The organism is Mycolicibacterium sichuanense (genome assembly GCF_033741125.1).
Taxonomy (GTDB): Bacteria; Actinomycetota; Actinomycetes; order Mycobacteriales; family Mycobacteriaceae; genus Mycobacterium.
In genome coordinates, this window is sequence record NZ_JAWQPU010000011.1 from 99,931 (window position 1) to 112,329 (window position 12,399).

The 12,399-nt window shown below is 68.8% G+C and carries 12 protein-coding genes; 3 read left to right on the forward strand and 9 right to left on the reverse strand.

Annotation, left to right across the window (positions count from 1 at the left end):
- The first annotated feature begins 4 nt into the window (after positions 1-4).
- Positions 5-523 (forward strand): lipoprotein LppK, encoded by a 519-nt coding sequence (gene lppK, locus SBI80_RS25340; RefSeq protein ID WP_318977611.1) that lies wholly within the window; start codon positions 5-7, stop codon positions 521-523.
- Here the strand turns inward: lppK and SBI80_RS25345 are convergent.
- Positions 520-1,350: a tRNA (adenine-N1)-methyltransferase gene (locus SBI80_RS25345; RefSeq protein ID WP_318977612.1), complete on the reverse strand. Its 831-nt coding sequence runs from the start codon at positions 1,348-1,350 to the stop codon at positions 520-522. The genes lppK and SBI80_RS25345 overlap by 4 nt on opposite strands.
- A 75-nt stretch (positions 1,351-1,425) precedes the next feature.
- Here SBI80_RS25345 and SBI80_RS25350 point away from each other — a divergent pair, with 75 nt between their 5' ends.
- Together SBI80_RS25350 and SBI80_RS25355 are read left to right on the forward strand one after the other, a co-directional pair.
- Entirely contained in the window at positions 1,426-2,307 is an 882-nt protein-coding gene (locus SBI80_RS25350) for a RecB family exonuclease (RefSeq protein WP_318977613.1), read from the forward strand.
- Positions 2,304-3,107: a thioesterase family protein gene (locus SBI80_RS25355; protein WP_318977614.1), complete on the forward strand. Its 804-nt coding sequence runs from the start codon at positions 2,304-2,306 to the stop codon at positions 3,105-3,107. The genes SBI80_RS25350 and SBI80_RS25355 overlap by 4 nt, the downstream gene beginning before the upstream one ends.
- 132 nt (positions 3,108-3,239) lie before the next feature.
- On the opposite strand, the gene glgX is transcribed toward SBI80_RS25355, so the two are convergent.
- The 8 genes from glgX to SBI80_RS25395 all read right to left on the reverse strand — a co-directional run bounded on the left by glgX (position 3,240) and on the right by SBI80_RS25395 (position 12,393).
- Complete coding sequence (gene glgX / locus SBI80_RS25360; RefSeq protein ID WP_318977615.1) at positions 3,240-5,420, reverse strand: glycogen debranching protein GlgX; 2,181 nt, start codon at positions 5,418-5,420, stop codon at positions 3,240-3,242.
- Between the two features lie 130 nt (positions 5,421-5,550).
- Entirely contained in the window at positions 5,551-6,732 is a 1,182-nt protein-coding gene (locus SBI80_RS25365; RefSeq protein WP_318977616.1) for a zinc-dependent alcohol dehydrogenase, read from the reverse strand.
- A 152-nt stretch (positions 6,733-6,884) separates the two neighbouring features.
- Positions 6,885-8,264 (reverse strand): FAD-containing oxidoreductase, encoded by a 1,380-nt coding sequence (locus SBI80_RS25370; RefSeq protein WP_318977617.1) that lies wholly within the window; start codon positions 8,262-8,264, stop codon positions 6,885-6,887.
- Between the two features lie 10 nt (positions 8,265-8,274).
- Positions 8,275-8,757, reverse strand: coding sequence for a DUF4126 family protein (locus SBI80_RS25375; RefSeq protein WP_318977618.1), 483 nt, complete (start codon positions 8,755-8,757; stop codon positions 8,275-8,277).
- A 41-nt stretch (positions 8,758-8,798) separates the two neighbouring features.
- Positions 8,799-9,650, reverse strand: coding sequence for an ATP phosphoribosyltransferase (hisG, locus tag SBI80_RS25380; RefSeq protein WP_318977644.1), 852 nt, complete (start codon positions 9,648-9,650; stop codon positions 8,799-8,801).
- 38 nt (positions 9,651-9,688) lie between these two features.
- Positions 9,689-9,970 carry a phosphoribosyl-ATP diphosphatase gene (locus SBI80_RS25385; RefSeq protein ID WP_318977619.1) on the reverse strand — a complete coding sequence of 94 codons (282 nt, stop codon included), beginning with the start codon at positions 9,968-9,970 and terminating at the stop codon, positions 9,689-9,691.
- 44 nt (positions 9,971-10,014) lie between these two features.
- Positions 10,015-11,496 (reverse strand): sugar porter family MFS transporter, encoded by a 1,482-nt coding sequence (locus SBI80_RS25390; RefSeq protein WP_318977620.1) that lies wholly within the window; start codon positions 11,494-11,496, stop codon positions 10,015-10,017.
- Between the two features lie 204 nt (positions 11,497-11,700).
- The gene (locus SBI80_RS25395) at positions 11,701-12,393 is read right to left on the reverse strand and encodes an HAD family hydrolase (protein ID WP_318977645.1); all 693 of its coding nucleotides are present in this window, start codon (positions 12,391-12,393) and stop codon (positions 11,701-11,703) included.
- Positions 12,394-12,399 lie beyond the last annotated feature (6 nt).

Consider the following 12,399-nt stretch of genomic DNA (forward strand, 5'->3'; position numbering starts at 1 on the left):
CACGGTGCGACGCACCCCGGCAGCTGTCCTGAGCGCCGTCACCCTGGTGGCGGCGTTCGGGCTCGTCGGGTGCGCCGATACCCCGGCGCCGGCCCCCGGTGGCCAGGGATCGATGCGCAACGCGACGGTCCCACCCGCGCCTGCCGTCGCTCCCCTCCCGCCGCCGGATCAGCTGACCGCAGTGCTGTACCGATTGGCCGACACTTCGGTTCCCGGCGAGCAGAAGGTCGGTCTGATCCAGTACGCCACCCCCGACGACGCGGCCGCGCTGGCCAATTTCGCCGAGGCGCTCAAGGACAGCGGTTTCGCGCCGTTGACCGTCGACGCCGCCAACCTGGCATGGGCCGGCGAGCCGGGCGACGTCGTCGCGACGGTCACCATGGGATCGGCCGATCCGCAGGTGCGGCCGTTCACCTTCCCGATGGAGTTCGTCGGGGTCCACGACGCCTGGCAGCTCAGCAAGCGCACCGCCGATCAGCTGCTACCGCTGGTCGGCGCCCCCACCCCGGCCCCGACGGGCTAGACCGTCGGGCGCTTGCGGCGATACGGCGCAGGGGTGACGGTGCCGGGGGCCAGCTTGCGCGCGCTGACCAGGAACGCGGTGTGTCCCCGCATCTGGTGTTGTGGCCGCACCGCCAGGCCGACGACGTCCCAGCCGCGTTGCAGCGACTCCCACGCGCGCGGCTCGGTCCAGCACAGCTGTTCGCGCATCGCCTCGACGACCCGCGACAGCTGGGTGACGGTGGCGACGTAGACCATCAGGACGCCACCGGAGACGAGGGCTCCCGCCACCGCCTCGAGTACCTCCCACGGCGCCAGCATGTCCAGCACGGCGCGGTCGACCTCGGGACCGTCGTAGGACGCCAGGTCGGCGATCCGCAGATCCCAGTTGGCGGGCCGCTCACCGTAGAAGGTGACGACGTTGCGTTCGGCGTGCACGGCGTGGTCCTCGCGCACTTCGTAGGACACCACGGTGCCCTCGGGGCCGACGGCGCGCAGCAGCGAGCACGTCAGCGCACCCGAACCGGCGCCGGCCTCCAGGACGCGCGCACCCGGGAAGATGTCGCCCTCGTGCACGATCTGGGCGGCGTCCTTCGGGTAGATCACCTGGGCGCCGCGGGGCATCGACAGCACGTAGTCGATCAGCAGCGGCCGCAACACCAGGAAGGGATCGCCGTTGGTCGACTTCACCACGCTGCCCTCGGGTTGCCCGATCACGGAGTCGTGGGTGATGGCGCCGCGGTGGGTGTGGAATTCCCCGCCGGGGGTGAGCACCATCGTGTAATGCCGGCTCTTGGCATCGGTCAGCTGGACACGATCGCCGACGTCGAACGGCCCGGTGCGTTTCACAGCGGTTCAGCCTGCCAGGAGCCCCGCCGGCGTCGGTGCGCGGGGTTGTCGGCCCCGGGTCATAGGCTTCAGCGCGTGACGGACCACCAGCCAGCGGCAGCGCAGACGCCGGCCCCGCCCCAGCCGGCGGTGCGGCGTCCGGCCCTGTCCCCGTCGCGGGCCAGCGACTTCAAGCAGTGCCCGCTGCTTTACCGGTTGCGCGCCATCGATCGGCTGCCCGAGCCGTCGACCGCTGCGCAGGTTCGTGGCACGGTCGTGCACGGGGCGTTGGAGCGGCTCTACGCCCTGCCGGCGGCCAGCCGGGTGCCCGATACCGCGGTGCGGCTCGTCGAGCCCGCGTGGGAGGAGATCGCCGCGGCCCAGCCCGAATTCGCCGACGGCCTGGACCCGGCCCTGCGGGTGAAACTGCTCGACGAGGCCCGTGCGCTGCTCACCGGCTACTACCGGCTGGAGGACCCCACCCGGTTCGATCCGGAGAGCTGCGAGCAGCGGGTCGAGGTCGAACTCGCCGACGGCACGCTGCTGCGCGGATTCGTCGACCGCATCGACGTCGCCGCCACGGGTGAATTGCGCGTCGTGGACTACAAGACCGGCCGTGCGCCGGCGGTCGCCCGCGAGCTCGCCGAGGCGAAGGCGCTGTTCCAGATGAAGTTCTACGCCGTGGCACTGTTGCGATCCCGCGGCGTGCTGCCGGCGCGCCTGCGCCTGCTCTACCTCGCCGACGGTCAGGTGCTCGACTACTCCCCCGATCTGGACGAGCTGCTTCGCTTCGAGAAGACACTGATGGCGATGTGGCAGGCCATCCAGACCGCGGGTGTGACGGGCGACTTCCAGCCCAAGCCCTCGCGTCTGTGCGACTGGTGTGCCCACCACCGGCACTGCCCCACCTTCGGCGGCACGCCGCCGCCCTACCCTGGCTGGCCGACGGCCTCGGCCGAAGCGGAGCCCGCCGCGTGACCGACTGCCACTACCGTCGCCTCGGCACCGACGGCGACGCCGCGGTCTTCGAGTCCACGCTGGGCACCGCGAGCAACTGGGATGCCCGAATCCAGCACGGCTCACCGCCGTTGGCGCTGCTGACCAAGGCCATCGAGGAACTCGCCGCGCCGTCCGGCAATCGGGTGGGGCGGCTGGTCCTCGACATCCTCGGTGCCATTCCGGTGGCCCCGGTGAAGGTGCGAACGTGGGTGGTGCGCCCCGGCGCGCGGATCTCACTGCTGGCCGCCGAGCTGTCGCCGGCCGGCGAAGGCGGTGACCGGCCGGTCGCCCGTCTCAGTGCCTGGCTGCTGGCGCCGTCGGACACCGCCGACGTCGCCACCGACCGGCATCCCCCGCTGGTCGAGGGACCGCCCGCCGCCCATCGGCACGCCTGGATCGGCGCACCCGGTTACCTCGAGACCGTCGACTGGCGGCCCCAGGCCTCGGCGCCCGGCGAGCCCGCCGTCGCATGGCTGCGTGCCCTGGTGCCCCTCGTCGATGCCGAGCCAACCACCGACCTGCAGCGCCTGGCCGTGGTCGTCGACTCCGCCAATGGCGTTGGGGCGGTCCTGGATCCCGACGAGTTCGTGTTCATGAACACCGACACGGCGGTGCACCTCCACCGTGCGCCTCGCGGGGCCGACTTCGGGCTGCGGGCCAGGGCGTCGATCGGGCCGGACGGCATCGGCGTCACCACCACGGAGGTCTTCGACCGCGACGGGTTCATCGGCACATGCGCGCAGACCCTGCTCGTCCAGCGCCGAGTTCAGCGCGAATAGGACCGCTCGAGCGAATCCCTGCCATTCTCACAGGGAACGTCCCTATGGTGAAGGCGGGAGTCCCCCCACTCCCGACGAATCTCGGCCCGTCACCTACCCCCCAGGTGACGGGCCGAGTCACGTCGCGGGTGCCTACTCGGAGGCGGCCGCCTGGAACACGACGACCGAGCGCGCCTCCACCGTCACGGTGCCTGCGGCGTCGACGGGGTCGTTCTCGCCGGTGGCCCCGGTGGCGGTCGTGGTGTCGATCACCGGTGTCCAGGCCGGGCCGAATTCGGTTGGCGGCAGCGTGAAGTCGATGGGTTCGTGGTGGGCGTTGAGGCACAGCACGAACGAGTCGTCGGTGATGCGCTGGCCCCTGCGGTCCCGGTCGGGGATGCCCTGGCCGTTGAGGTAGACAGCGACGGACTTGCCGAATCCCGAGTCCCAATCCTCGTCGTTCATCTCCGAACCGTCGGGCCGGAAGAACGAGATGTCCGGCAGGCCCTCGGTGCCCCGCTGACGTACCGGGCGGCCGTCGAAGAACCGTCGACGGCGGAACACCGGATGCCCCGCCCGCAGCGCGGAGACCGCACCCGTGAACGCGACCAGGTCCTCGTCGGCGGATTCCCAGTCGATCCAGGTGATCTCGTTGTCCTGGCAGTAACCGTTGTTGTTGCCGCCCTGGGTGCGGCCCAGCTCGTCACCGTGACACAGCATCGGCACGCCCTGGCTCAACAGCGTCGTGGTGATGAAGTTCCGCACCTGCTTGCCCCGCAGCGCCAGGATCTCCGGATCGTCGGTCGGACCCTCCACCCCGCAGTTCCAGGACTGGTTGTTGGATTCGCCGTCGTTGTTGTCCTCGCCGTTGGCCTCGTTGTGCTTCTCGTTGTAGGACACCAGGTCCCGCAGCGTGAACCCGTCATGAGCGGTGACGAAGTTGATCGAGGCCACCGGCCGGCGCGCGGTGTGCTCGTAGAGATCCGGCGACCCCGTCAACCGAGAGGCGAACTCGCCCAACGTCGCATCCTCACCACGCCAGAAGTCGCGCACGGCGTCGCGGTACTTGCCGTTCCACTCCGTCCACTGCGGCGGGAAGTTGCCGACCTGGTAGCCGCCCGGCCCGACGTCCCACGGCTCGGCGATCAGCTTGACCTGGCTGACCGTCGGATCCTGTTGCACCAGTTCGAAGAACGCCGACAGCCGGTCCACGTCGTAGAACTCGCGCGCCAGCGTCGAGGCCAGGTCGAAGCGGAAACCGTCGACGTGCATCTCGGTGACCCAGTACCGCAGCGAGTCCATGATCAGCTGCAGCGAGTGCGGGTGCCCCACGTTCAGGCTGTTGCCCGTGCCCGTGTAGTCCATGTAGTAGCGGGCATCGTCGTCGACCAGGCGGTAGTAGGCGGCGTTGTCGATGCCCCGCAGCGACAGCGTCGGGCCCATGTGATTGCCCTCGGCGGTGTGGTTGTAGACCACGTCGAGGATCACCTCGATGTCGGCCTCGTGCAGTGCCCGCACCATCGCCTTGAACTCCTGCACCTGACCACCCGGCGTCGCCGTTGCCCCGTACTTGGAGTCGGGGGCGAAGAACCCGATGGTGTTGTAGCCCCAGTAATTCGACAGACCCTTCTCGATCAGGGTGGAGTCGTTGGCGAAGTGGTGCACCGGCATCAACTCGATGGCCGTGACGCCGAGGTTCTTCAGGTGCTCGATGATCGCCGGGTGCGCGATCGCGGCATAGGTGCCGCGACTCTGCTCGGGAATGTCGGGGTGGGTCTGGGTCAGGCCCTTGACGTGGGCCTCGTAGATCACCGAATCGGCGTACTCGTGCTGCGGCGGACGGTCGGTACCCCAGTCGAAGAACGGGTTGATCACCACCGACTTGGGCATGCTCGCCGCGGAGTCCTCGTCGTTGCGGCTGTCGGGGTCACCGAAGTCATAACCGAACAGCGACTGATCCCACTGGAAGATCCCGTCGATCGCCTTGGCGTACGGATCCAGCAGCAACTTGTTCGGGTTGCACCGCTGCCCAGCGGCCGGGTCGTATGGGCCATCGACGCGGTAGCCATAGCGCTGCCCCGGCTCGACCCCCGGCAGGTAGGCGTGCCAGATGAAGGCGTCCTTCTCCGGTAATTCCACCTGGGTCTCGGTGCCGTCGACGTCGAACAGACACAGCCGAACGCGTTCCGCGACCTCGCTGAACAACGCGAAATTCGTGCCACCGCCGTCGTAACTGGCTCCCAGCGGATAGGCCTTGCCGGGCCAGACCTCCAGCTGACTCGTCTCGGGGGCCGACGACTCGGCGCCGTCCTGGGTGGTGGTCGGTTGGGCCACGGCGGGTCTCCTTAGATTCGGCGGGCGCGGCGCATCTGACCTGAACCGTCCCGGCCCGCATTTACCCGTTTACCGCCGTGTCAATCCACGGGACACGTGAATGTGTCCCGGTCGACGATCCCACCCGCCGCTACGGCTTCAGGACGACCTTCACCGCGCCGTCGGCCTTCTTCTGGAAGATGTCGTAGGCGTGTGGCGCGTCGACGAGCGGCAAAGTGTGCGTGGCGAATTCGTCCACGCCGAGCGGATCGGCGTCGGTCAGCAACGGCAAGATGTCGTCGACCCACTTCTTGACGTTCGCTTGACCCATTCGAAGCTGGATCTGCTTGTCGAACATGGTCAGCATCGGCAATGGGTCGGCCATGCCGCCGTACACCCCGATCAGCGAGATGGTCCCGCCACGGCGCACGATGTCGATGGCGCTGTAGAACGCGTCGAGGCGGTCGACGCCGGCCTTCTGCATCATCGGCTTGGCGATCGCATCGGGAAGCAGGCTGGTGACCTGCTGGGCGAGCTTGGCCACCGGCGACCCGTGTGCCTCCATGCCCACCGCGTCGATGACCGAGTCAGTGCCGCGCCCGTCGGTCATGTCGCGGATCACGTCCCCGAGGTCGGCGTCGTGGGAGGCGAGGTCGACGGTCTCGATGCCACGATCGGCGGCCCGCTTCAGCCGCTCGGGCACCCGGTCGACCGCGATCACGCGGTAACCGAGGTGCTGCGCGATGCGCGCCGCCATGTCACCGATGGGGCCCAGTCCGAGCACGGTGACCGAACCACCCTCGGGGACCGACGCGTACTGCACGGACTGCCACGCTGTGGGCAGCACGTCGGACAGGTAGACGAAGCGCTCGTCGGGCGGCCCGAGAGGCACCTTGATGTGGGTGAACTGCGCCTGCGGTACGCGCAGCAGCTGGGCCTGCCCACCTGGTACCGAGCCGTAGAGCTCGGAGTAGCCGAAGAGCGCCGCACCCATTCCCTGCTCGCGGACCTGCGTGGTCTCGCACTGGGTGAACAGCGTTTGATCGCACATGTAGCAACTGCCGCAGGAGATTTGGAAGGGAATGACCACCCGGTCGCCGACCGATAGATTCGTCACGCCCGAGCCGACCTCGCGGACGAAGCCCATCGGTTCGTGACCGAGGATGTCGCCCTGCTTCATGAATGCGCCGAGCACCTCGTATAGGTGCAGATCCGAGCCACAGATGTTGGTCGAGGTGACTTCGATGATCGCGTCGGTGGGACTCTCGATGACCGGGTCCGGGACGGTGTCCACGCGCACGTCCCGTTTGCCGTGCCAGGTGACTGCCAACATGTCGAGCTCCTTCCGTGTCGCGTTCTACGACCCCTTGCCCTTACCCGGGTCGTCGCCGCGCAAACGGATTCGCCGGCATCGCACTCGGCCGGGTTCGAGCGAGCGATCGAATGTCATGCGGCAGAACGATTTTCACGAAGAAGAGGTGACCGTCACTGCAGCGGAGTCAACTCCTGCAGCATCGTCGGCACCAGCTCGGAGACCGTGGGATGGATGTGCATGGTGCGCGAGATGGCCGTGTAGGGCAGCTTGGCCGTCATGACGTCGAGGATGTCCTGGACCACCTCGTCACCACCGACGCCCAGGATGGCCGCGCCGAGGATCTCCCGCGTGTCGGCGTCGACCACCACCTTCATGAAGCCCTGCGTCTCGCCCTTCTCGACAGCCCGGCCCACCCTCGTCATCGGGCGCTTGCCGACCAGCGCCTTGCGCCCCGACGCGCGCACCTGGGCGGCGGTCAGGCCGGCGCGGCCGAGCGGCGGGTCGATGTACAGGGCGTAGGTCGGCACGCGGTCGCTCACGCGGCGGGGATCGTCGTCGAGCAGGTTGGCGGCGACGATCTCGAAGTCGTTGTACGACGTGTGGGTGAAGGCGCCCTTGCCGTTGCAGTCGCCCATCGCCCACACGCCTTCGACGCTGGTGCGCAGCTGGTCGTCGACGACGACGTAACCCCGCGCATCGGTCTCGATCCCTGCGACGTCGAGCCCAAGGTCGTCGGTGTTGGGCCGCCGGCCCGTCGCCACCAGCAGATGCGTCCCCGTGATCGGCTCGGCCCCGTCGTCCGGGTACAGGTCGAAGCCACCGGATCCGTCGTCGTGCGCGACGACGCGCATCTGCGTCGCACCCACGTGGACGTCGATGCCCTCTGCCTCGAGGATCTCCTGGATGGCCGCAGAGACGTCCTCGTCCTCGCGGGCGGTCACCCGCGGTCCGCGTTCGACGACGCTGACGCGGGCGCCGAAGCGCCGGTACATCTGGGCGAACTCGAGTCCGATGTAGCTGCCCCCGATGATCACCAGATGCTCGGGCAGCTCGGCGAGGTCGAGGATCCCCACGTTGGTGAGGTAGTCGACGCGGTCGAGACCGGGAATCGCCGGCGCGGTCGCACGGCCGCCGACGTTGAGGAAGATCTGGTCGGCCTCGAGCACCTCGTCGTCGACCCTGATGGTGTGCGGGCCCTCGAAGCGGGCGTGCCCGCGGATGAGGGTGCACCCCTCCATGCCGTCCAGCCACGACTCCACGCCGTGGCGGTCGGCGAGCATGATCTCGTCCTTGCGCGCCTTGACCCTGGCCATGTCGACCGTGACCGCACCGGTGCCGATGCCGTAGTCGGCGCCGCGCCGGGCGGTGTGTGCGGTGTGCGCACTGGCCACCAGCGTCTTGGTCGGTATGCAGCCGTAGTTGACGCACGTCCCGCCGACCAGTTTGCGCTCGATGACCGCGACCGTCCGGCCCGCCTCGGTCAGACGACCGGCCAGCGGTGGCCCGGCCTGCCCGGCGCCGACGATGATGGCGTCGAATCTCGTTGTCACGATTCGGTTCTCAGAACGTCGAGGCGACCGCGACGATGGCGAACCCGCCGAGGACGGCGACGGCGTCCTCCAGCAGCGCGATCGGCAGGTCGCGGCCGTGGTTGGCGGCGACCAGCCGGCGCCGGGCGGCGTGGCCGCCGAGGGTGCCAACGACGGCGCCGATCAGGCCGGCCCCGATGCCGAGGATGGTGTGATGCGACCCGGCCCCGATGACGGCGCCGGCGAACGCGCCCAGCACCAACCGCGCGAAGAACTGCGGGGGCACCGTCCGGCTCGGCGTCTTGGGCAGCTGATCGGTGATCAGCTCCACCACCAGCAGGATGGTGAGCACGGTGACCGTGATCGGGTGGCCGACCCACTGCGCCCAGGTGCCCTCGACCGGAAGCCAGCCGAGCATTGCGCCCCACGCGACGACGGCGGGTGGCGTGAGGGCCCGCAGACCCGCGACCACGCCGATGAGGAGCGCGAAGACGATTACCAACACGTGCGTCATGGGCTGACGCTAACACCACCGCAGTGGGTGCGGCAGAACGTTCAGAACCGGCAGAACCTGATGTCGGAGGCCAGAATCGCCTTGGCGCCGATGGCGGCCAACTCGTCCATGATGGCGTTGACGGTCCGGCGCGGCACCAGCGCGCGCACGGCCACCCAGGCAGGATCGGCCAACGGCGCGATCGTGGGCGACTCGAGCCCCGGCGTGACGGCGGTCGCGCGGTCCAGAACCGAACGCGGACAGTCGTAGTCCAGCATCAGATACTGCTGCCCGAAGACCACCCCCTGCACGCGGCCGGCCAACTGGTCGCGAGCCGCCGCGGTGCGCTCGTCGGGGTCGGCGCGCTCGATGAGCACCGCCTCGGAGTCGCACAGCGGCTCGCCGAAGGCCACCAAGCCGTGCAGGCCCAGCGTGCGGCCGGTCCCGACGATGTCGGCGATGACGTCGGCGAGCCCGAGCTGCACCGAGATCTCGACCGCGCCGTCGAGTCGGATGACCTTGGCCTCGATGCCCTTGGCTGCCAGGTCCTTTCGGACCAGGTTCGGGTAGGCGGTGGCGATGCGCTTGCCCGCGAGGTCGGCGACCGTCCAGTCCCTTCCGGCGGGGGCGGCATACCGGAAGGTCGAGGATCCGAAGCCCAGCGCCAGGCGTTCCTGGACCGGAGCGTCGGACTCGGCGGCCAGGTCCCGTCCGGTGATGCCGAAGTCCAGCTCCCCCGACCCGACGTAGATCGCGATGTCCTTCGGGCGCAGGAAGAAGAACTCGACGTTGTTGGCGGGGTCGACGACGGTCAGGTCCTTGGGATCGCGCCGGCGCCGGTACCCGGCTTCGGAGAGGATCTCCGCGGCGGACTCACTGAGCGCACCCTTGTTGGGCACGGCGACCCGCAGCATCGGCGAACCGGTCAGACGAAGCGAATCGGACACCCCGCTCACAGCTTCTCGTAGACGTCGTCGAGTGTGAGCCCACGCGAGATCATCAACACCTGGGTCCAGTACAGCAGCTGGCTGATCTCGCCGGCCAGGGCGTCGTCACCCTCGTGCTCGGCCGCCAGCCACACCTCGCCGGCCTCTTCGAGGATCTTCTTGCCCAGCCCGTGCACCCCGCCGTCCAACGCCTTGACGGTCCCACTGCCTGCCGGTCTGGTGCGCGCGCGTTCGCTGAGTTCGGCGAAGAGCGCGTCGAAGGTCTTCACGGCTGGCGATTGTTCCACGCCGCCGACGGCCAAGTCACCTCGGTTTGGTCAGCGGTGGGCCGTCAGGCGTTGGCAGCGGGTTTCGGGGTGGCGAGCACCTGTCCGTGCATGTCCTCCAGCGACACGCCCTTGGTCTCCTGCACCCAGCGCCACACGAAGATGCCGGACAGGATCGCGCACAGCCCGTAGAACCCGTACGCCAGACCCAGGTGCTCACGCAAACTCGGGAACGTGACGGTGATGGCCCAGTTCGCGGCCCACTGTCCGGCTGCCGCAAGGCCGAGCGCCGCGGCCCGGATGCGGTTGGGGAACATCTCGCCGAGCAGCACCCAGACCACCGGACCCCACGACATGCCGAATGCGATGACGAAGACATTGGCCGCGACCAATGCGATCGGTCCCGCAGCACCGTCGAGGTGCGGCTTGCCGTCGGCCCCGAGGGTCGCGGTGCCGAAGATGACCGCCATCGTGACCAGGGATACCGCCATGCCCGTCGAGCCGATCAACAGCAGCGGCTTGCGCCCCACCTTGTCGATCAGCGCGATGGCGATGAGGGTGGTGAGGATGTTCACGACCGAGGTGATCACCGTGATGACGAAGGAGTCGCCCTCGGAGAATCCGACGGCCTCCCAGAGCACGTTTGAGTAGTAGAAGATCACGTTGATGCCGACGAACTGCTGGAAGACCGACAGCCCCAGACCCACCCAGACGATGCCGTAGAGGCCGAGGAAGCCCGCGCCCGGCCGGCGCAGGTCACGCCAGGACGGCTTGTCCTCGCGCTCCAGCGTCTCCTTGATGCGGTCGATGGTGATCTCGAGGTTCCTCTCGCCGAGCAGCATGTTGAGCACCCGGCGAGCTTCCGGAATCTTGTGGCTGGCAACCAGATAGCGCGGCGACTCGGGAATGGTGAACGCCAGCACTCCGTAGATCACGGCGGGAACCATCATCACCAGGAACATCCAGCGCCAGGCCTCCATGCCCAGCCACAGCTCCTGGTTCGCCCCACCGGCAATCTGTGCCAGGGCGTAGTCGATGGCCAGCGACAGGAAGATGCCCGACACGATCGCCAACTGCTGCAGCGAGCCGAGCCTGCCGCGAATGCGCGGCGGTGAGGTCTCCGCGATGTAGGCGGGCGCGATGACCGAGGCGATGCCGACGCCGATGCCGCCCACCACGCGGAACAGCACGACGATCCACACATTGGGAGCCAACGCCGTGCCGATCGCACTGATGAAGAAGAAGACCGCGGCGATCTTCATGACCGAGATGCGCCCGATGCGATCGGCGATCCGGCCGGCCGTCATGGCGCCGGCGGCCGCACCCAGCAGGGCGGACGCCACCGCGATGCCCAATGCGTAGTCGCCGATGCCGAAGTCTTGCTGGATCGACGCGACGGCACCGTTGATGACGGCGCTGTCGTAGCCGAACAACAGGCCGCCGAGCGCGGCGACCGAGGCGATGCGCACGGCGGTGCCGCCCGAGGAGAATTCTTCGTCGGTGATCGCCGACGGACCGTCGGAGGCGGGGGTTCCCTGGCCAGCCATGAGGCGTCCTTTCCGAAGCGCTACGTGATGCGAGTCACACCACCAGTGGTTCAACGATAGGACACTTCACCGACCGAATTGGCCGTATCCCCCTCGGCAGTCTGCCCGGTTGCGACCGCGGGTCGCGCAGCTACCCGCCCGAGCGCCCGAAGGCACTGCTCGCCGCGCCAAGATCCAGCACGGGCGACGCGCATCGCACGCAGCTCACGTCGGATCCGGGACGGGCGCGTCGAGGTGGGCGGCGAGGTCACCATGGCTGCTCCGCAGCACGGTGAGATTCACCTCGGCCAGTGACGCGACGTGCCTGCGGCGCGGGCCGACGGGCACCTCGACGTCGTTGGGCACGACAAGCACCGGACATCCGGCCGCCTCGGCCGACTGCGATCCGGTGACCGAGTCCTCGATGGCCAGGCACTGCACCGGCGAGAGCCCCAGCAGGTTCGCGGCCCGCTGGTACGGGTCCGGCGCGGGCTTGGGGTTCTCGACCTCGTCACCGCACACCGATACCGAGAAGTAGTGGCTGCCAATGCTCTTCAGCGCCCGCTCGGTGAGCCCGCGCCGGGTGTTGGTCACCAGCGCCATCGGCACCCCGGCCGCGGTCAGCTCGTCGAGGAGCTCGCGCGCCCCCGGCATCCACGCCAGGCCCTGCTCGAACAGCTCACCGGTGTAGTCGTGCAACCAGTCCGACGACTCGGCCATGGCGGCGGGGTCCGGCTCGAGCCCGAGGTCGGAGTACACGATCCGCATCAGGCCCTGCGCCGAGCTGCCGACGGTGCTCTCCCGCACCTCGGTGGTCAGCACGCCACCCAGACGTTCGTAGAGCGCCTCCAGCGAGACGTCCCACAGCTTCTCGGAATCGACCAGGGTGCCGTCCATGTCCCACAGCACGGCCTGCATGGCCGG

Bases quoted from the DNA above. Each gene is read 5' to 3' on its own strand.
- SBI80_RS25365 (WP_318977616.1), bottom strand. From the start codon at position 6,732: ATGTTGGCAGTCACCTGGCACGGCAAACGGGACGTGCGCGTGGACACC.
- SBI80_RS25375 (WP_318977618.1), bottom strand. From the start codon at position 8,757: ATGACGCACGTGTTGGTAATCGTCTTCGCGCTCCTCATCGGCGTGGTC.
- hisG (WP_318977644.1), bottom strand. From the start codon at position 9,650: ATGCTGCGGGTCGCCGTGCCCAACAAGGGTGCGCTCAGTGAGTCCGCC.
- SBI80_RS25390 (WP_318977620.1), bottom strand. From the start codon at position 11,496: ATGGCTGGCCAGGGAACCCCCGCCTCCGACGGTCCGTCGGCGATCACC.
- SBI80_RS25395 (WP_318977645.1), bottom strand. From the start codon at position 12,393: ATGCAGGCCGTGCTGTGGGACATGGACGGCACCCTGGTCGATTCCGAG.